This is a genomic window from Glycomyces sp. MUSA5-2 (assembly GCF_037034145.1).
GTDB lineage: Bacteria > Actinomycetota > Actinomycetes > Mycobacteriales > Micromonosporaceae > Glycomyces > Glycomyces artemisiae.
The window spans coordinates 524,905-544,511 of record NZ_JBAGKG010000004.1 but is presented as its reverse complement, the minus strand read 5'-3'; the positions used below and the strand labels follow the sequence as shown (position 1 = coordinate 544,511).

The 19,607-nt window shown below is 67.0% G+C and carries 13 protein-coding genes; 7 read left to right on the top strand and 6 right to left on the bottom strand.

The genetic code is table 11. The features are described from left to right. Positions 1-14: 14 nt before the first annotated feature. The 5 genes from WA640_RS16145 to WA640_RS16125 all read left to right on the top strand — a co-directional run bounded on the left by WA640_RS16145 (position 15) and on the right by WA640_RS16125 (position 15,051). Positions 15-3,590 carry a LamG-like jellyroll fold domain-containing protein gene (locus tag WA640_RS16145; RefSeq protein WP_335988917.1) on the top strand — a complete coding sequence of 1,192 codons (3,576 nt, stop codon included), beginning with the start codon at positions 15-17 and terminating at the stop codon, positions 3,588-3,590. 36 nt (positions 3,591-3,626) lie between these two features. Further along, a complete protein-coding gene (locus WA640_RS16140) occupies positions 3,627-10,058 on the top strand; it encodes an RHS repeat-associated core domain-containing protein (protein ID WP_335988916.1) in 6,432 nt (2,143 codons plus the stop codon). 957 nt (positions 10,059-11,015) lie between these two features. Then, positions 11,016-12,704 carry an ABC transporter ATP-binding protein gene (locus WA640_RS16135; protein ID WP_335988914.1) on the top strand — a complete coding sequence of 563 codons (1,689 nt, stop codon included), beginning with the start codon at positions 11,016-11,018 and terminating at the stop codon, positions 12,702-12,704. After that, positions 12,701-14,413 (top strand): ABC transporter ATP-binding protein, encoded by a 1,713-nt coding sequence (locus WA640_RS16130; protein WP_335988912.1) that lies wholly within the window; start codon positions 12,701-12,703, stop codon positions 14,411-14,413. The genes WA640_RS16135 and WA640_RS16130 overlap by 4 nt, the downstream gene beginning before the upstream one ends. Positions 14,414-14,436: 23 nt before the next feature. Next, entirely contained in the window at positions 14,437-15,051 is a 615-nt protein-coding gene (locus WA640_RS16125) for a hypothetical protein (protein WP_335988910.1), read from the top strand. Between the two features lie 28 nt (positions 15,052-15,079). Here WA640_RS16125 and WA640_RS16120 read toward each other — a convergent pair whose 3' ends face one another. Next, complete coding sequence (locus WA640_RS16120; RefSeq protein WP_335988908.1) at positions 15,080-15,313, bottom strand: DUF397 domain-containing protein; 234 nt, start codon at positions 15,311-15,313, stop codon at positions 15,080-15,082. Between the two features lie 13 nt (positions 15,314-15,326). Further along, positions 15,327-16,127 (bottom strand): DUF5753 domain-containing protein, encoded by an 801-nt coding sequence (locus WA640_RS16115; RefSeq protein WP_335988907.1) that lies wholly within the window; start codon positions 16,125-16,127, stop codon positions 15,327-15,329. 169 nt (positions 16,128-16,296) lie between these two features. On the opposite strand from WA640_RS16115, the gene WA640_RS16110 reads away from it, so the two are divergent. Beyond that, positions 16,297-16,572, top strand: coding sequence for a hypothetical protein (locus WA640_RS16110; protein ID WP_106362495.1), 276 nt, complete (start codon positions 16,297-16,299; stop codon positions 16,570-16,572). Next, positions 16,565-16,885 (top strand): hypothetical protein, encoded by a 321-nt coding sequence (locus tag WA640_RS16105; protein ID WP_335988906.1) that lies wholly within the window; start codon positions 16,565-16,567, stop codon positions 16,883-16,885. The genes WA640_RS16110 and WA640_RS16105 overlap by 8 nt, the downstream gene beginning before the upstream one ends. 169 nt (positions 16,886-17,054) lie before the next feature. Here the strand turns inward: WA640_RS16105 and WA640_RS16100 are convergent, their stop codons facing one another. The 4 genes from WA640_RS16100 to WA640_RS16085 form a co-directional block, all read right to left on the bottom strand. Continuing rightward, on the bottom strand, positions 17,055-17,573 hold the full coding sequence (locus tag WA640_RS16100; RefSeq protein WP_335988905.1) for a hypothetical protein: 519 nt from the start codon (positions 17,571-17,573) through the stop codon (positions 17,055-17,057). Between the two features lie 172 nt (positions 17,574-17,745). Then, positions 17,746-18,087: a DUF6204 family protein gene (locus WA640_RS16095; protein ID WP_335988904.1), complete on the bottom strand. Its 342-nt coding sequence runs from the start codon at positions 18,085-18,087 to the stop codon at positions 17,746-17,748. Then, complete coding sequence (locus WA640_RS16090; RefSeq protein ID WP_335988903.1) at positions 18,084-18,707, bottom strand: TetR/AcrR family transcriptional regulator; 624 nt, start codon at positions 18,705-18,707, stop codon at positions 18,084-18,086. The genes WA640_RS16095 and WA640_RS16090 overlap by 4 nt, the downstream gene beginning before the upstream one ends. A 57-nt stretch (positions 18,708-18,764) precedes the next feature. Continuing rightward, positions 18,765-19,478 (bottom strand): DedA family protein, encoded by a 714-nt coding sequence (locus WA640_RS16085; protein WP_335988902.1) that lies wholly within the window; start codon positions 19,476-19,478, stop codon positions 18,765-18,767. Positions 19,479-19,607: the final 129 nt, after the last annotated feature.

Here is a 19,607-nt window from a genome sequence, read left to right as displayed (position 1 = left end):
AGACGAGCACCCGCATGCACCTGCCCCCACGAGTCTGGCGGATCGCCGGAACCGGCCTGCTCACCCTCGCCCTCACCGCCGGTCTCGCCACCTGGCCTTGGAATCAAACCGACATCCCTCCCGCAGAAGCGCAGGAGGAGACCACGTCGACCGACGGCGTAGCCGACACCGAGGCCGAAGCGCTCGCCGAGGCCGAAGCCTCCGGGGAGAGCGTCGAGGTCCTCGGCCTCCGCTCGGCCACACATGATGTCGTCGCCAACCCTGACGGGACGTTCACCGCCACGGAGTACACGCTGCCGGTGCGGACGATCGTCGAGGGCGAATGGGTCGACATCGACCCGACCCTGGAGGCCGGCAGCGATGGGCTCATCCGACCGGCCGCTGCGACGATCGACCTCGCCTTCTCGGGTGGAGGAGACGAGCCGCTGGTGACGGTCGCGCAAAACGACCACACCATGACCTTGGACTGGGCGGGGAGCCTTCCGGAGCCGGTACTGGAGGGCGATACCGCGGTCTATGCGGAGGTGCTCCCCGATGTCGACCTCCATGTAACGGCACTGGAAGACGGCTTCACTCATACCCTGGTGGTGAAGACCGCTGAAGCGGCGGCGAATCCCGAGCTGGAAGCCATCGAATGGCCGATCTCGGTCGACGGCGCCGAGGTCTCGACCCGCGCCGAGGGCGGCCTGCAGATCGTCGACGCGACCACCAAGGACCTGTGGATCGAGGCCGATTCCCCGATCATGTGGGACTCGACCGGCGTTGCGGAAGCGTTCGAGACGGACCCGTCTCTGGCCGAAGCCGATCCTGCCGACACCGGATTGGCGGCCGAGGTGGCCGAGCAGACGGGCCAGCAGGCGCCAGTGGAGGCGACAGCCGATACGGACTCGATCAACCTGCTTCCGGACGACTCGTTGCTGACCGGTTCGGACACGGTGTATCCGGTCTACATCGACCCGGTCTTCCGGTCCGCGTCGCGAACCGCGTGGACCATGGTCGCCTCGGCGTACCCCAGCGAAGAGTATTGGGGCTGGACTGGAGACCAGGGCGTCGGCAACTGCTCGGCCTGGTCGGTGTCGGGCGCGTTGTGCGAGAAGAAGCGCTTGTTCTTCCGCATTCCCACCTCCGCCTACAGCGGCAAGAGGATCATCGAAGCGACATTCGCGGCGACCTTGCGGCACAATTACTCAGGCGAGAACAAGGCGCACTACGCGAACCTGTACAAGACCGGAGGGATCTCCTCGTCGACCAACTGGAACAACCAGCCGTCAGGTTCGCTGATCGCGACCGCGAACACCCCGGCCCCCTCCGGCGGAGACTGCGCTTACTCCGCTGATCACGCCACCGAATGGGATGTGCGGTCAACCGTTGCGGCTGCGGCGGCAGCTGGCACGTCGACACTCACGTTTGGGATCCGCAACGACAACGAGTCCGATTCCACGTACTGGATGCGCTTCTGCAACAACGGGCATCTGCGGGTCACCTACAACACGGTGCCGACGCAGCCGGCCATGTCGGATCTGCGGTCGTCGGCGGGCTCGTGCGCGTGGACGATCGGAGCGGACTCGTACACGCCTGTGCGGCCGCGGGTGTTCGCCGTGGTCAAGGACCCGGACGGTGAGCAGGTGCAGGCGCAGTTCAGGTTCCTGAACACTAGCAACAGCACACTGTTCACGTGGACGTCATCGAAGGTGGCATCGGGATCCGAGGTGAACTTGAACACCGCGTCGGTCTCGGGCTTCCCAGCCCTGGCATCGGGAACCGAGATCCGATGGGATGTCCGCGTCTACGACGGTGAAGCGTGGAGTCCGTGGTCGTCGACGAATTCCTCCCACTGCAGGTTCATCTACGACACTTCGAGACCCGCCGCACCGACGGTGACGTCGACGGATCTGCCCGAGGGCGAGGTCCCGAATCCGATGGTCGGTGAGACCGGGACGCTCACGATCGATTCGGCCGCGTCCGATGTGGTCTCCTACACCGTCAAATTCAACGAAGCCGGAGTCGCCGACCAGACCTATACGGCGGCATCGCTGTCGGCGCCGGTCACCGTCGAATTCCAGCCGATGCGCCAGGGACGTTTCACCTTCGATGTGCTCGCGAACGACGCGGCAGGATGGTCGTCCACCACGTCCTACAGCTTCCTGGCCACGGCGACCGCGGCGGCCGGCAGCTGGCCGCTGGACGACCCGGCAGGGTCGGCGACCGCTGCCGACGCCGCCGGGACGAATCCTGGTACAGCAGGGGCCGGAGTGGTCTTCGGCGCAGACGGTCCGGGCGATGACCTCGCTGCGGCATTCAACGGCACCGCCAGCGCCTTCATCGCGACCGACCAGTACCAGGTGGCGCCGACGGGAGAAAGCGTGGCCATCGCCGCGCGGGTGAAGGTCGGCAACTTGTCCAAGAGCGGAGTCGTCGCCTCGATCGACGGCGGCTTGGGCGAGGCGGGCATGATCCTCGGCTACCGATCGATCTCCGCTGCCGGAGGCCAGTGGTATGTCTCGATGCCTGGCACGGCCATGGGAGCCTTCGCCGCCTGGGAGGTCCAGGGAGGCGAAGTCAACGCCAACACCCAGGACGACTGGGTGCAGCTGGTCGGGGTCTGGAACGACGTCACCGGGCAGATCACCCTCTATGTCGACGGGACCGTGGCGGCGACCGGCTTGCGTGAGAGCGCGTGGTGGGGCGACGGCACCGTCCAGATCGGCCGCGCCATGTACGGCGGGGCCTGGGGCGGGAACTTCACCGGGCACGTCGCCGACGTCCATGTCTTCGACCGTGCCGTAACCCCCGATGAGGCGCTCGACCTCGGATTCCAAGCGGCCGTGCGCTCGGGCTACTGGCAGTTCACCGTCGCACCTGACGGCACAAGCCCGGCCTTCGGCACTGGTTTGCCCGCGAACTTGGAAGAAGACGCTCGGATCGCCACCTGGGACGATTCGTTCCCGCTCAACGGTGATGGCAGTCTCGCACTCGACGGGATGGGCGATTACGCCTGGGTGGACGCGCCGATGGCTGACACGGGCAAGTCGTTCTCACTTACTGCCAGGGCGCGTCTGGACACCGAGATCCCTGATCAGTCCATGACGGTCCTGTCCATCCCTGGAACCCTGATCGAGAGCCCGGCGACCCAGGCAGCGGCAATCGAGGTCGGATACGTCTTCGAATGCGACGGCGATGCCACGACGGTAGAGGGCTGTTGGCAACTGCGGATGACCAAGACCGGTCCCGACGGCCAGAGTGTGGTGACCCAGTCGCTCGACAGCCGCATGTCGCCGTCGGCGGATTACAGCGGTCAGTCGATCGCCGTGACATATGACGCGATCACCGGTCAGGCCCGGCTCTACGTCAACGGGACCGACTCGGGTCTCGCGCTCACCGGGCTGTCCGCGAGTGCGTGGTCGGCTGACGGCGACCTGCAGATCGGTCGGGGCTTCGGTGCGACGACCGACACCTCTGGCGCCGCCGTTTCCGGCTACCGCCAGTACTTCTCCGGCCTAGTGGACGAAGTGCGCACCTACGGCGGGGTCCTGACCGCTACGCAGGTCGTTCAGTTGAACCAGGCGTACACCGAAGTCCCCGAGCTCTAACCCCTCCGGTCCGGCACGAAGAGAGACGACACTGCGATGCGCTCCCCAGAATTGACGCCGCTCCTGCCCGCAGTCCGGCTGAGCGAGGCCCGACGCAAGTTCACCGTCGCCGCCTCCGGCCTGATCCTGCTCTCCGGGCTTGCGGTCGCCGGCATGCCGCTGCCCTACTTCGCGTCGGTGCCCGACGCGCCGGAGCCCGGCGACATCGCCGAAGGGCGCAATGGCGACGTCCGGGATCGCGAGGAGAACGAGCTCGCGGTCGAGGCTCCGGTCGAGGCCGCCTGGCCCGGCGCCGGCACGATCGTGCTGGACCTTGAAGGCGGCAGTGCGGCGGGGGAGATCGGAGGTCTACCGATCACCGTGTCGAAGGTGAACGCGGACAGCCCCGACGATGTCGAAGTCGGACTGCTCCCGGCCGAAGCGGCCGACGCCGCGGGGATCACCGGGGTGCTCTTGGCGGTCGCCGCCGAAGGCGGCGAAGTCGAGATCGAAGTCGGCTATGGGACGCTCGCCGGGTACTACGGTGGTTCCTACGGCTCCCGGCTCGCCGCCTGGGCCCTACCCGACTGCGCCGTGGTCACGGACCGGGGATGCGCAGCGGGTGCGGCCGCAACCCCGGCCCGCAACGACACCGAAGTCCGTACGCTGACATTCACGGTCGACACCAGCGACGGCCACACCGGCGGCGCCGGTTTCGCCTCCGGTCACGGCTCGGTCGCCACCACCGACCGATCGAATGAACAGGCATCGGATGCCGCGACGACCTCGGTCGTCGCCCTGGCCGCCGATGACGCTTCGGCCGGCGGCGACTACGCTGCGACGGCTCTGGCCCCCTCCTCTGAATGGACCCACGGCGGTTCGTCCGGTGCCTTCAACTGGTCCTACGGCATCGACGTGCCCACTGTCATCGGCGATCTCGCTCCCGGCATCACCCTGTCCTACTCCTCCCAGTCCTCCGACGGACGCACTTCGGCGACGAACAACCAGGGTTCCTGGATTGGTGAGGGGTTCACGTACGAGCCAGGCTACATCGAGCGGTCCTACCAGTCCTGCTCCGACGACGGTCATGAGGACGTCGCCGGAGCAGGCGACCAGTGCTGGGCATGGGACAACGCCTCCATCGTCCTCGGAGACACCTCAGGAGAACTCGTCAACGACGGCGACACCTGGCGCGTCTCCGGTGACGACGGCTCCAAGGTCGAACGCCTGACCGGCGCCGACAACGGCGACAACGACGGCGAGTACTGGAAGGTCACCACCACCGACGGCACCCAGTACTTCTTCGGCCGCCACCGCCTCCCCGGCTACGAGTCGACCGACACCGCCACCAACTCGACCTGGACCGTCCCGGTCTTCGGCGACGACTCCGGCGAGGAGTGCTACAACGCGACCTTCGAGGACGCCTACTGCGACCAGGCATGGCGCTGGAACCTCGACTTCGTGGTCGATCCGCTCGGCAACGCCATGTCGTACTACTACGCCAAGGAGACCAACTACTACGCCCGCCACGGCGACACCACCGTCGACGGCGACGCCTACACCCGCGGCGGCTACCTCAAGTCCATCCAATACGGCCTCCGCTCGAGTGACGCCTACACGACCGCGCCCGCGCAGGTCCTCTTCACCGTCGACGAACGCTGCCTCGAACTCGACGCTTCAATCGACTGCTCGGCCTCTGCCCTGGCCGAGGACACCGCCGCCGACTGGCCCGACGTGCCCTTCGATCGCAACTGCGCTTCCGGCACCGAGTGCGAGGCCACCCAGTCGAGTCCGACATTCTGGACCCGCAAGCGTCTCACCGGCATCACCACCCGGACCTGGAACGGCACCGGCTACACGACCGTCGACTCCTGGGCCCTGACCCACTCTTTCGTCGACAACGGCGACACCACCCGAACGCTGTGGCTCGACTCCATCACCCGCACTGGCCACACGGGCACGCCGATCACGCTGCCGCCCACGACATTCCTGCCCGTCCAGAAGGTCAACCGCGTCGACGAGATCGGCGACTCGATCGCCCCGCTCATCCGCCCCCGCATGGCCACCGTCTACACCGACACCGGCGGCCAGATCGACGTCGTCTACGACGGATCCGACTGCGCCCCTGACGACACCCCCACGCCCGCGACCAACGAACGCCGCTGCTATCCCGTCATCTGGCAACCCGGCTCATATGACGACGACATCACCGACTGGTTCAACAAGTACGTCGTCAGCGAAGTGACGGTCTCCGACCGCACTGGCGAGAGCCCCAGCCAGGTCACGCGCTTTGCCTACAGCAATCCCGGCTGGCGCAAGGCCGAGTACCAGGGCATCGGCGACGAGGCGACCTTCACCTGGTCCGACTGGCGAGGCTACGGCACCGTCACCACCACCAGCGCGCCCGGCATGATTCACGAAACGAAGGCGGTCACCAAGTACTACCAGGGCATGCACGGCGACGAGACCGCCTCCGGGGGCACCCGCACCGTCACCCTCACCGACGCACTCGGATACGAGCACACCGACTACGAGCAGCTCTCCGGATCCGTCCTCGACCAGATCACGTACAACGACGGCCAGATCGTCGCCAAGACCTCCTCAAGCTACTGGCGCCACATCACCGCCACCGACACGCACTCCTGGGGCGACCTGGAGGCGGCCTTCGTCCGCAGCGACACCACCCGTACGGATGAACTGAAAGCCGACGGCACCTGGCGGCGCACCAGCACTGACAGCGACTGGGACAGCACCTACGGACTCGTCTCCACTGTGGACGACTTCGGCGACGGCGCCACCAGCGCCGACAACCGATGCACCCGCTACGAATACGCGCACAACACCAGCGCCCACCTCATCGACTTCACCAAGCGCGTCGAAACCGTCGCGGTCAAGTGCGAGACGACTCCGAACCGCGCCACCCAGGTCATCACCGACGTGCGGACCTCCTACGACAACGCCGCTTACGGCACCCCACCCACGCAGGGCTTGAGCACCACCGTCGCCGAACTCGCCTCCCATGACGGCACCACGGCCACCTATGCGACGACTGCGACCATGACGTACGACGCATACGGCCGCGCCCTCACCGTCAAAGACGCCAACAACAACACCACGACCACGGCCTACACCGACACCGCTCTGCGCAACACCGGAAATAAGGTCACCAACGCGCTCGGACACGCCGTCACCACCGTCTACGATCCGGCACGGCACCTGCCCCTCACCGTGACCGACGCCAACAGCAAGACCACCACGCAGCGCTTCGACGCCCTCGGGCGCGTCACCGAGACTTGGATGTCCTTCCAGAACCCCAATGACGCGAACCAGTCGCCGTACCAGCGGTATTCGTACGCGGTCTCTGACAGCGACCCGATTGCGATCACCACCGAGCAGCTCGAACAGGACCTGACGACGTACACCAAGACCGTGGAGATCTACGACGGACTCACCCGCCACCGCCAGACCCAGGCCACCGGGCCTGAAGGCGGGCGGCTGGTCACGGACACCGTCTACGACGAACTCGGACGGACCGCGCAGGTCAACGACGTCTACTACGCTGCGGGCGCCCCGACCGGCATCCTCCTGGTCGTCGAGATCAGCCAGGTGGACATGAGCACCCTCAGCGAGTACGACGACCTCGGCCGCGTCACCGCCGACATCACCGTCCAGGCCGGCGTTGAACTGTGGCGTACCGAAACCACCTACTCAGCGGACCAATCCACGGTCACGGCCCCCGAAGGCGGCACGGCCGCGCGGTCGTTCACCGATGCCCGCGGCAACACCACCGCACTCTGGCAGTATCTCGACAACGAACCCATCGGCGACCCCCAGATCACCGAGTACACCTACACGCCCGCCGGGAACCTCGCCGCAGTCACCGACTTCGACGACAACGCCTGGACATTCACGTACAACCAGCGCGGTCGCAAGATCCAGTCCGTCGACCCCGACACCGGCATCGCCACCTACACCTACGACGCGGTCGGCAACCTCACCACGGCCACCGACGCCCGCGGCCAGGTGATCACCACCGTCTACGACGCGCTTTCCCGCCCGACCGCCACCTGGGACGGCCCCGCCAGCACTGCCGCTGGCGGTGTCCAGCTCACCAAACGCACCTGGGACACCCAGTACAAAGGGTACGAGTTCAGTAACGTCTCCTACGAGGAAAGCCTGACCGTCACCACCACGACGCTCGGCCGCAACTGGGCCTACCTGCCGGTCGGTACCAGGGTCGCCCTGGCCGGCACCGCCGCCGGAAGCCTTGCCACCTCCTACATCACCAGCACGGCGTACAACATCGACGGATCGGTGCAAAGCCGGGCGTGGAACGCCTTCGGCGGTCTCGACTCCGAGTCCGTGGCGTACACCCGCGACCTGATCGGCCGCATCACCCAGGTCGACGGCATCGACGGCGTCTATGCCGACAACGTCAACTACAAGCGAAACGGTCTGCTTTCCACTGCCGAGTACCCGACCGACGCGGCGTCGGTCCTGCACTCCTGGTACTACGGCGAGGGCAACCGCGTTTCACGGACACTGACCGAGGCACTCGACCGTTCAGGATCCCTGACCAACACCACCTACGACTACGACGATGCCGGCAACGTCCTCTCCGTCATCGACTCGCCCAACGCCGAGGGCATGGAACGCCAGGCCGAGTGCTACACCTACGACGGCCTCCGCCGCCTCACCGAAGCCTGGACCACGGCCGCGGCCGGCACCGACAGCTCGGCTTGCACCGGCGGACCTGAGACCACCGGCGTGGACGGCGCCGCCGCGTACTGGCAGTCCTTCACCTTCGACGCCGCCGGCAACCGCACCAGCCTGACCGACCACGACACCACAGGGTCCGGCACGGACCAGACCTGGAACTACACCTTCGGCACCGAGACCGCCCACGCCCTCGAAACCGTCACCGAAGCCGGCACCACCGAATCCACCGCGTTCGAGTACGACCAGGTCGGCAACACCACCGGCGTCGACTCGTCGACCGGCTTCACCCAGGACATAACGTGGGACGCCACCGGCAAGGTCGAGACCATCACCACCACCGGCTCGGCCCTCTCCAGTTCCGGCGCGGTGAGCGGCGAGTCCACTGACGGCACCATCCAGTTCTACTACGACGCCGACGGCACCCGCATCATGCGGTCGACGGCGACCGAAGCCACCCTGTACGTTGCAGGAGTGGAGATCACCCTGAACAAGACCACCGGCACGGTTTCCTCCACCCGCAGCGTGGACCTCCCCGGCGGCGTCACCCGGATCGAACAAGCCGGAGGCACCGCGCAGCTCCAACTCGCCGACCACCACGGCACGGGCACCCTCGCCTTCGACTGCTTCACCGGCGACGTCACCCGCCGCTACTCCGACCCCTACGGCAACAACCTCGCCACCGCCACGACTGCAGCCGACGGCGACCCCGAATGGCTCGGCCAGAACGGATACGTCAAAGGCACCATCGACCCCACCGGCTACACCCACATCGGCGCCCGCGACTACAACCCCACCACCGGCCGCTTCCTCTCAGTCGACCCGATTGGCGACCTCAGCCAAGCGCAGCAGCTCAACGGGTACGCGTACTCCGACAACAACCCCACCTCCTTCAGCGACCCGACCGGCTTGAAAAAGGGGAGCAGGAACATGGAGAACGTTGGAGGAAATAAAGGGGAGAAGAAGCACGCTAAGGGCGGAGGTGGGTGCGGGGCCCCCAATCTTCCCAACCCGTGCGGTGGCGGTAACGGTGGAGGTAGGAACGGCGGCGGGGGAGGCGGGGAAGATTACCCCGGCCTTCAAGATGTCATGGACTGCAATAATCTCCACGAGGGAAGTACCTGCGCGACCACAACGAGCACGGACTACATCGTCCCAGGAAACAACGGCACCATCATGATCGACCTATGGATTGAGAGCGAAACTGAGTTCCTTCACGGAAACGAGCGTGGATTGAGCACGGATCCAACTGAGGAGACCAAGGTTAAGATCTTCTGGAATACGGAAACTGGTCAACTCACGATTATCTCAGATCATACGTGTACCGATTTCGGTTCTTGTCATGATGCACGGGAGTCCTGTATCGAGTGCGAGGAGATGAACAGCGTAGAGCTTGGTGAAATAGAGACCTCCGAACTCTGCTCCTTCACGGGTTGTGATTACCGCGGTCCATCGAATTATGATGAATGGAATGGCTTCTCATTTGAAGTTGACGCGGCGGAGAGCTTCTCTAGAGATTGGTGGATTGCGGCGCCACTCATTCCGAATATCAACCGAACCATCAGCATCGGATTTCACGAGTCTGGCAGTGGTATATTTATTGCTACCTCGGGAGACACGTACCCATCATTGGCTGTCGTCCAATACCAAGATGGGGGGACACCGGAAGTATTGGCCTCGAGTTCTGAAAATGATCTCAATGATCCTCTGGTGGACTTCCCAACTGGTCTGTTGCCTGGTGGCCCTACGTACGAGATTTTGAGGTCGTCGTGATCGATAGGACTGATGCGACGGGACAACCGTCCTATAGGATTTCTTGGCTGCGGGCAGTATTCTCTAGGGCGACGCTGCGGAATCTCGGGAGATGGACACTTGTCGAGTTCATCTTTGTGCCACTGCCATTGACGTTGTTGGGGCTCTGGCCAAGTGATGGTGAGGTAAATTCGGGCGTCTTCCGGGTGGCGGCTGGCTTGGCCGGTATTGGGTTTCTCTATGCGCTCGGTATTATCATTCTACCTTGCGTGGTCGGAACCACTTTGTGCTTGCGGAGTGGATCGCCCACGATAATGCATTTCGTGCCGTATTTCGCGACCGTCGTGTGGGCGATCCCAGTAGTGCAGAATGTCGGTATCCTCTTTGGGGTGCTCCTGGTTCCGCAAGTGTTGGCAACGGTAGTTCTTCACGCGCTCATGGCTCGTTACTATCAGAGGGTTTCTGCTGGTGAGACTGCAACGGGATAACGGTGCTGTCGTTGCCTAGGTTGGAACCTGACTTGTCGATGTCGAAACGAATTGCGATAGTATGATATGACACTTTGGACGCTCATCTGCGGGCTTCTAGTGTGGCCGATCCTGATCGCTGGAGCATGGGCCGTGATCCGGCTCTACCTCAACAGGCGCCGCGCCTCGGAACAGGCTAAAGAGGGGCAGAGATTCATCGATCAGGAGATTCATCGCTCCGACGACAAATGACGGCGGTGCCGTCGCCGCCGAATTGGTGAATCGGATCAGATTAGCGCGATGAGATATCGGAGTCCTCTTCTGTGCTGGATAGAGGCAAGGCTCCGTGCGGCCTTAGTTGCGCCACCTGGGGGGGAATGATTCCGTGGGGTGCGGCCCAATGCGCCGCCGCCGGAGCCCGGCCGGAGGATGGGTGGGCGGGGACACCTTGTGTCCTGAGTTAGGTTTGCCTAATATTCCCGTGAACCCCCGCGTCCCCAGACAGGAACTCATGAGGCTGCCCGTCCTGCTCCAGGCCCCCGCCGACCCGATCCCGGTGCGGCCCATCCGCATCGACGCCGCCACCACCCCCAGGCGGCTGACGCTGCGGGCCATCGCCGCCGCACCCCGGCAGATGGTCCCCGCCGCGATGCTGCTCGTCATGCACCAGGTCGGCGAGTCCCTCGTCCCCGTCATCATGGGCTTCGCGATCGACCAGGCCGTCGCCACCGGCGACCCCGTGCGGCTCGCCCTGTGCGTCGCGCTCCTCGGCGCCGACTTCGCGCTGCTGAGCTTCAGCTACCGGTTCGGGTCCCGCCTCGGGCTCCTCGGGATCGAGGCCGTCCAGCACCGCATGCGGACCCTCGTCGCCGACCGGCTCCTGGACCCCAAGGGCGTCAAGGGACGCGCCGGGCTCCCCGGCGTCTCCCTCTCGATCGCCGCCACCGACGTCAACAACCTCGCCCGCGCCGTCTCGATCGCCGCCTGGCCCGTCGGCGAGATCGCCGCCGTCCTGCTCACCGGCACCGTGCTCATGGTCCTGTCCTGGGAGCTCGGCCTCATCGTGCTCATCGGCGTCCCCCTGTTGCTCTTCATCATGGACCGCGCGGGCGGCCCCCTGCGCCGCCGCAGCCACGACCAGTCCGCGCTGGCCGCCGAAGCCTCCGGCAAGGCCGCCGACCTCCTCGCCGGGTACCGGGTCCTCTCCGGCCTCGGCGCCCAGGGCACCGCCGCCGACCGGTACCGCAAGGCCAGCCGCGACGCCCTCGCCGGGAGCCTCCGCGCCGCGGGCTCCCAAGGCGTCTACACCGGCTCGATGAACCTCGCCTCCGGCCTGTTCGTCGCCGGGCTCGCGGTCGTCGCCGGGCTCCGCGCCCTCAACGGCGATCTCACCGTCGGCCAGCTCATCACCATCGTCGGCCTCACCCAGTTCATCATCGGCCCCCTCAGCGGCCTCGCCACGAACGCCGGGGCGATCTGGGCCGCCGCCCTCGCCTCCGCCGAGCGCGTGCTCTCCATCCTCCAACTGCCGCACCACGACGCGGCCCACGGCGACGCCCGCCCCGAACCCGGCGACGGCAAGCTCAGCCTCACCAGCGTGCGCACCGCCAACCTCGACGGCCTCGACCTCGACATCGCCCCCGGCGAATGCGTCGGCCTCCGCGCGACCCCCGCGGCCGCCGCCGACCTCGCCGCGCTCTTGTCCGGCGGCGCCGAACCCGACGCGGGCGCCGTCGCCTGGCAGGGCCGCCCCTTCGCCGAATACGACCTCGAAGCGCTCCGCGCCGCCGTCCTCGTCGTCCCGCACCACGCGGCCCTCTTCGACGGCTCGATCCTCGACAACGTCGGCCTCCTCACCGCCGACCGCGAAGCCGTGGACGCCGCCCTCGACGCCGCCGACTGCGCCGAGATCATCGACGCCGCCCCCGACGGCCTCGACACCGAGGTCGGCGAGGACGGCCTGCGCCTCTCCGGCGGCCAGCGCCAGCGCATCGCCCTCGCCCGCGCGCTCGCGCAGCGCCCGCCGCTCCTGGTCCTCCAGGACCCGACCACCGCCGTCGACTCGGTCACCGAGTCCCGCATCGCCGAACGCCTCCGCGCCGCCCGCGGCAGCGGCTCGACCCTCCTCGTCACCGACGCGCCCGCGCTCCTCGCCGTGTGCGACCGCGTCGTGGACCTGAACGCGAAGGCCACCGCATGAGCGACGACACCCGCGAGACCCTCCCGCTCGCCACCGCCGCCCAGGTCCGCTCCGAGGTCCGCCTCGCCCTCAAGGGCGGCACGGGCAAGGTCGTCGGCGTCGTCGCCCTCCTCACCCTCGGCGCCGCCGCCGGGCTCGCCACCCCCTGGGCCCTCGGCGCCCTCGTCGATGCCGTCGCCGAATCCCAAGGCGCCGAGCGCATCTGGCTCCTCGCCGCGACCATCGCCGCCGGGGCCCTCTTCGCGGCCCTCTTCGACGGCCTCGGCCAGGTCGGCGCCACCCGCCTCGTGGAGCGCGTCCTCGCCTCCACACGCGAGCGCATGGTCGCCCGCGGCCTCGCCCTCCCACGCGCCGCCCTCGAACGCGCGGGCGCCGGGGACCTCGTCTCCCGTGCCGGGGACGACGTGGCCGTGATCGCCGAGGCCGCCCCGATGGTCGTCCCGGCCGTCACCGGCTCCGCGTTCACCATCGCCACCACCGTCGTCGGCATCGCCGTCCTCGACTGGCGCTTCGCCGTCTGCGCCCTGGTCCTGGTCATCCCCGTCTACGTGACGACCCTCCGCTGGCACCGCCGCAACGCCCCGCAGATCTACGAGGCCGAACGCGCCGCCATGGCGACCCGCGCGCAGCACCTGCTCGCGTCGCTGCGCGGCATCGAGACCGTCCACGCGTTCAACCTCTCAGGGACGCACGGCAAGCGGATCCTCCTCGCCTCCTGGGCCGTGAGCATCTGGTCCGTGCGCGCCCGCACCGTGATCAACGGGTTCTTCGCGCGCATCAACCTCGCCGAGTTCCTCGGCATGAGCTCGATCCTCGTCGTCGGCTTCCTGCTGGTGCGCGAAGGCCAGGGGACCGTCGGCGCGGCCACGACCGCGATGCTGTTCTTCCTGCGCCTCTTCGGGCCCATCAACGAGCTCATGTTCGTCGTCGACGAGCTCCAGTCCGCGCTGGCCTCGATGCGCCGCATCGTCGGCGTCATCCACGCCGACGAGTTCAAGGCCGCGGAGCGCGCCGAACCAGTCGACGCGGCGGCCGATGCCTCCGGCATCCGCTTCGAATACGTTGCGGGCCACCCCGTCCTGGACGACGTGTCGCTGCGCATCGGCGCGCAGGAGACGGTCGCGCTGGTCGGCTCCTCGGGCGCGGGGAAGTCGACGCTCGCGGCGATCGTCGCCGGTGTGCTCGACCCTGCGGGCGGGACCGTCTCCGGCACGGCCGCCCTGGTGACGCAGGAGGTCCACGTCTTCGACGGCACCCTGCGGGAGAACCTGGATCTGGTCCGGCCGGGCGCGAGCGACGACGAACTCCTGGCGGCCCTCCGCAGCGTGGGCGCCGAGTCCCTGCTGTCGCTGCCGGACGGCCTTGACACTGGCATCGGCGACCGCGGCACCGAACTGACCCCGGCCCAAGCCCAGTCGCTCGCCTTGGCGCGCATCGTGCTCCTGGACCCGCCGCTCGCGGTCCTCGACGAGGCCACCTCCGAAGCCGGGAGCGCCGACTCCGCGGCCCTCGACCACGCCTCCGCGGCGGCCCTCGACGGCCGCGCGGGGCTCCTCGTGGCCCACCGCCTCGACCAGGCCGCCCGCGCCGACCGCATCGTGGTCATGGAGAAGGGCCGCATCGTGGAGGAGGGCACCCACGACGATCTCACCAACGCCGACGGCCCTTACGCCCGCGCCTGGAGCCTCTGGACGCGGGGCCGCTCCTAGCAGGCGGGAGCCATACTGCGGTCATGCGCCCCTCGATCGCCATCGCCCTGACCGCGCTCGCCTTGTCCGGCTGCACCGCTGAGGAATCCGAGCCGGGCTGGGAGGCGACGGTCTACTACACCGCCGTGGAGTCCTTCCACGACGGCGCTCCGGTCGAGGTCACCGGCTGCCCGACCATCGAATGCGACGGCGGTGACGACCCGCTCGGCGCCTACCCGGAGGACTTCGTCCAGGCCGTCGAGGACGAGGGCACCGGTCGCATCACCAGCGGCGACCATGCGGGCGAGTACCTGAACTGGTCTTACGACGTGGGCTACTGGCTCGACACCGCCCCGCGCAACTCGCACGGGGACCCCTTGCGCCCCTTCGCCTCCGCGGCGGCCGACCCGGATGTCCTCGCGGAGGGGACCCAGGTGCGGATCACCGATTGCGGCGATGCCGAAGACGTCACCGCGGAGGTCTGTGACCGCCTCCAAGCCGCCGAATGGACCATCGAAGACGAGTTCACCCCCGGCCTCGGCGGCGAACGCCACATCGACCTCTACCTGGGCGAGGAAACCGGCCCCGATTTTACCGAAAGCGCCTGGTACACCACCCTCACGAACGCCCGCCTGGAAACGCAGAACGGCCCCCGGTGACGCGGGGGCCGTTGGTCCTGCCGTTGCGCTAGCGCTTCAGACCGCCAAGGATGGCGGCCCAGTCAGCGGCGGAGGCACCGAGGATCGGGGAAGACTCCCCGAGCTTGGTGTCCCGCACCTGAACGAGACCGTCGTGGGCGCGGGCCTCGACGCAGGCCCCACCCTGCCCGCTACTGCGAGAGGACTTCTTCCATCGAGCCTCCAAGCAGGCACCACCTTGGCCGTTGCTGCGCGAGGATTTCTTCCAGTTTTCTGTCAGCATTGCTGGACTCCACTCATCTCAGCCGCTCAGCCATTGTGAGCGTGTCCGAGAATACATCACGCAGCCTGCCGATTTCCTTCTTGGCTGCTTCGTAATGAGCGCCGAGAGGCCCCTCGTGATAGGCGACTTCTCGCTCCTCACCACCCGCGAACGAGAGCAGTTGGTACGAGCCGCTCATGGATCGGTGGAAGCCCTGCGTGGGCAGGATGTAGACCTCGATGTTGGGGCGCTCATTGTCCTCCCTGAGGCGCGATAGCTGGTCCTCGTACAGGTCCATTCCTCGCATTACATCGAGCGAGTACTGGGATTGGATGACTCGCAACTTGGCCGGATTCGACTGATTCAATACGCTCCCGCGACGACTCTCCCGAAGGTCTAGCGATTCTTCGATCTGCTTGACAGTCAGTGCCCCTTCGGCCTCCATGGATGCGCGACCATATGCACGGGTCTGCAAAAGCCCCGTGACATAGGAGTCCTCGAAGATGTCGATCGAGGTCGCCAGTGGCTCAAGCTGTCTCAATCGCTCGAACCATCTCGGGCCGCTGTCGCGCCAGGTGTTCGATGAACCCTGCCGGATCTGCTTGGCCTTCGCCTCAGCCTCGGCGATCACGTATTCCGGTGCACCGTACTTGCGAAGGAGCCACCCGACCATCATCGGCTCCATGTACACGAGCTTGCCGGATTCGTAGGAACCGATGATGTCCTTCGTGGTCCCGAATTCCAGGGCTGCGGCCTCCCTGCTTGTGTAGCCGGCTCGAATCCGCCAGCTAGTCAACAGATCGGCGAGATCGCGTTGCAAGAATCCTGCGCTCATGCGCACATCTTTCCAGTTCGTGACTCTGTGTTGTCAAGTCAGAACCAGGGTGGGATTTCCACTCGGCAATCCCACTAGGCATTTCCGCGTGGATATTTGCCACTGGAAGTCGCCGCTGACCTGCAATTATGTTGGTCTTCACTGGTGTGGGAGTGAGAGGAGAGTTCCCATGGCTGACACCACCGAAGTGCAACGGGGGTCCTTCGACAAGGACGGGACCCGGTTCGACGTATGCGCCTCAAGCGCGATGGCTCCCGAGGCGATGCGCGTGTACCAGGCGGGCGACCGGAGCGTGATCGCGCTCGTCGTCTCCGGGCTCAATTCCGGTGAGCTGAAAGCGAGTTGGGGTTCCGGGTGGGGCGCCTACCCGGAGGAGTGGCGCGACGACTTCGAGGAGCGCGCCTATCGCGCGTACGTCTCCCGAGTGCGATTCTGCAATGGCTAGGCTCGCCGCGGCCGATGAAGGGCCGTACAACCTCCGCTCCGACGGCAAGCCCGGGATCGACGGCTACCTAGGCGACTTCCACCGCGGCCCAGCGGTGTTCACCCTGTACACCCTGGGCTCGCATCCGGCCGATCCCGCCCGCATCACCGAGTACCTGCTCGATGTCGAAGACGGCGCGGGACCGCGCGAGTGCTGCCGCTTCACCGACGACGCGGACTCCGTCCCCGAGTGGAGCCGCACTTGGCAGAACGACCCGTGGTGCCCGGCGATCATGTTGCGCTGCCAGGAACTCATCGACCACCCGAGCGACTAGACCAGTCGGGGCGAGTCTCCCCAGGACCGCGCCCCGACTTCCCGCCGAGCCATGGGTGGATGGCTCGGCAAGGTCCCGCCGCCTCCTTCCGGCCTTGCGGGACCCGGGGCCGCGGCCAGCTGTGACGAGCAGGCCGCGGCCCCGCCAAGGCGATGAAGTCCTCACGCGCCTAGAAGCAGGAGTCGAACCAGTAGGCCGGCTCCCAGTTGATGTCCTTCCAGCCGCCGCCGGGGTTCGCGTTGGGCGAGAGCCACACGTTGTCCTGATCGAAGCGCGCGAGGGCCGCCCCGCCGGTCTGGTTGTTGTTGACCCAGCCGCGCCCGCGCCACTCGTAGAGGTAGTACGACCCGCAGATATAGATCTTCCACACCCGCCATTTGTTCACGCGATCATCCTGGTATTCCAGGACGGCAACACAGACGTACCTCCACTCACAGGTGGGCAGGTAGCTCGGGGCGTACACGCCGCGGGCGCCTTCGTAGACGTTGGAGCCGGGGACCCTCGACCCGCCGAGCCACGGATCCGGGTCGAAGACGTCGGCGGCGGCGACGTCTGGCGACGCAGGCGGCGCCGGCTCGCTAGCCGCTCCCTGCGGGACCGCCACGAGGGCGGCCATGACCAGGGACGCGACCAGGGCGAGCACGAGCCGCCCGGTTCGCCGCCTGAGCCGTTGTACGAGTTCGTTCATGATGGTGCTCCTGTTCGGGAGACTGACTGTTCCGCTCCCATTGAGCACATCGGACACCGCCGGTTCCAAGCCGTCGTTGGAATCGGTTGGAACTGCCGCCCTGCCGCGACCGCCGCCGCGCCGAAGACCGTCGTGACGGGCAGCCGCGGCCTTGTTCTCGTCGGGCCGCAGGTCAGGAGCGGCCTCGGCTTCTGATCTTCACGTCCTCAAGGCAGACCAGGCCCACGCCGGTAATGCGGCCCTGGAATCCGCGGATGCGGATGGCGCTCGCTGCGGCCTCCTCGGCTTCCATGTGGGCGGCGATGTCGGCGTCCTCCGGGCTCTCCTCGTCGATGGTGAGCAGGTAGCGGAACTCGTATCCGATGAGTTCGGGCGCGTAGAGGAAGGTGCCTTCCGGGGTGAACTTCGCCGCGAACATGCCGTGGGCGTCCTGGTCGTCGCGCAGGCGTCGGCGCTGATCGTCGGTGAGGTCTTCGAAGCGCCCGCGGACCGTGGCGCGGTAGGTGCGGCTCATGCCGGCACCTCCTTTCGGGTGGCGGCGATGAACATGGCCGCGATCTCGTCCGCGAGTTCGGCGGCGCCCGCCTGGTCGGCGATGAGGCGCAGGGCGGCGCCGTCGAGGACCGTGCGGACCGCGAAGGCCATGGTGCGTGTGTCGAAGACGCGCATTTCGCCGGTCGCCTGCCCCTCCTCGAAGAGTGCGACCAGGTCGCCGATCGAGGCGGCCGCGCGGTCGCTGTAGTACCGGGGCTGCTGCCGTCCCGCGTGCTCGACCACCGCGATCAGCGCGGCGGCGGCCTCGGGCTGCTGTGCGCAGTACTCCAGGAAGGTCCTGATGTAGGCCGCGAGCCGGTCCCCGGCGGGCTCCGGTCCCGAGAGCACCCGTTGCAGCTCGGGCGCGAGCGCACCGATGACCGACTCGGTGACGGCGGCGGCGAGTTCGTCCTTGCCCGAGAAGTTCCCGTGGACTGCGCCCCTGCTGAACCCCGCGTGCTCGGCGACGGCGTTGAGCGAGGTCCCGGCGACACCGTCGCGGGCGAAGAGCTCGATCGCGGAGTCGATGAGGCGCTTACGGGTCGCTGCTTGGCTCTCCTTGCGCGTCAGCCTGGCCGCGGGTGCGGTGCCCTGATTCACGCGAATCAGGATACAGGGGTGTATCCGGATGTCAACTTGTATCTGAAACCGGTCGGGCTACGGTCGACGCCGGTCAGAGCGGACGGCGGTGAGCTGGATCGTGTCGTCAGGGGCCGCGGGGCGGGGGAGGTGGAGGAGCATCGTGGCGTCGGCGGCGAGAGCGGGCTTGTTGCGGCGGGCGCGGATCGCCTCGATGACCATGGGGATCACCGAGACGAGCACGATGAGGATGAAGATCGACTCGATGTGCTCGCCGATCGCGGGGATGTTGCCGAGGGCCGCGCCGAGGAGGATGATCCCGGCGGCCCAGGCCACGCCGCCGATCGTGGAGTGCAGGAAGAACTTCCGGGGGTTCATGCGGCCGATCCCGGCGATCCAGGTGATGAAGGTCCGCACGAACGGCACGAAGCGCGCCAGGATGATCGCCTTCGGGCCGTGCTTCTCAAGGAACGCATGGGTCTTCTCGACATGCTCGCGCTTGAAGAACCGCGAATCCGGCCGCCGGAACAGCGCCGGACCCGCCTTGAAGCCGATGAAGTACCCCACGACGTTCCCGACCACGGCCGCCGCGGTCGCCAGGACGCACACGATCCACAGCGGCGCGGCGATGGCCCCCTGCGTCACGAACAGCCCCGCGGTGAACAGCAGCGAGTCGCCCGGCAGCACCGGGAACACTGAACTCTCAGCGAAGATGACCAGGCACAGCCCGACCACGACGTACGGCCCGAAGGCGGTCAGCAGGTGTTCGGGATCGAGCCAGGCGGGAAGCATGCGCGCCATGCTACCGATCGAAGCTCAGACCGGCGTCAGCGTGTTTCAGCGCGTTTCGTCACGTCGGCGGGGAGGTCGGCGATGACGGATCGATGACGCCTGCTCCTACCGTTCGGCTTCCAGTCGAAG

What these genes read in the sequence shown, in the direction of transcription:
- WA640_RS16145 (WP_335988917.1), top strand. Translation starts at nt 15, where the DNA reads ATGCACCTGCCCCCACGAGTCTGGCGGATCGCCGGAACCGGCCTGCTC.
- WA640_RS16140 (WP_335988916.1), top strand. Translation starts at nt 3,627, where the DNA reads ATGCGCTCCCCAGAATTGACGCCGCTCCTGCCCGCAGTCCGGCTGAGC.
- WA640_RS16135 (WP_335988914.1), top strand. Translation starts at nt 11,016, where the DNA reads ATGAGGCTGCCCGTCCTGCTCCAGGCCCCCGCCGACCCGATCCCGGTG.
- WA640_RS16130 (WP_335988912.1), top strand. Translation starts at nt 12,701, where the DNA reads ATGAGCGACGACACCCGCGAGACCCTCCCGCTCGCCACCGCCGCCCAG.
- WA640_RS16125 (WP_335988910.1), top strand. Translation starts at nt 14,437, where the DNA reads ATGCGCCCCTCGATCGCCATCGCCCTGACCGCGCTCGCCTTGTCCGGC.
- WA640_RS16120 (WP_335988908.1), bottom strand. Translation starts at nt 15,313, where the DNA reads ATGCTGACAGAAAACTGGAAGAAATCCTCGCGCAGCAACGGCCAAGGT.
- WA640_RS16115 (WP_335988907.1), bottom strand. Translation starts at nt 16,127, where the DNA reads ATGAGCGCAGGATTCTTGCAACGCGATCTCGCCGATCTGTTGACTAGC.
- WA640_RS16110 (WP_106362495.1), top strand. Translation starts at nt 16,297, where the DNA reads ATGGCTGACACCACCGAAGTGCAACGGGGGTCCTTCGACAAGGACGGG.
- WA640_RS16105 (WP_335988906.1), top strand. Translation starts at nt 16,565, where the DNA reads ATGGCTAGGCTCGCCGCGGCCGATGAAGGGCCGTACAACCTCCGCTCC.
- WA640_RS16100 (WP_335988905.1), bottom strand. Translation starts at nt 17,573, where the DNA reads ATGAACGAACTCGTACAACGGCTCAGGCGGCGAACCGGGCGGCTCGTG.
- WA640_RS16095 (WP_335988904.1), bottom strand. Translation starts at nt 18,087, where the DNA reads ATGAGCCGCACCTACCGCGCCACGGTCCGCGGGCGCTTCGAAGACCTC.
- WA640_RS16085 (WP_335988902.1), bottom strand. Translation starts at nt 19,478, where the DNA reads ATGCTTCCCGCCTGGCTCGATCCCGAACACCTGCTGACCGCCTTCGGG.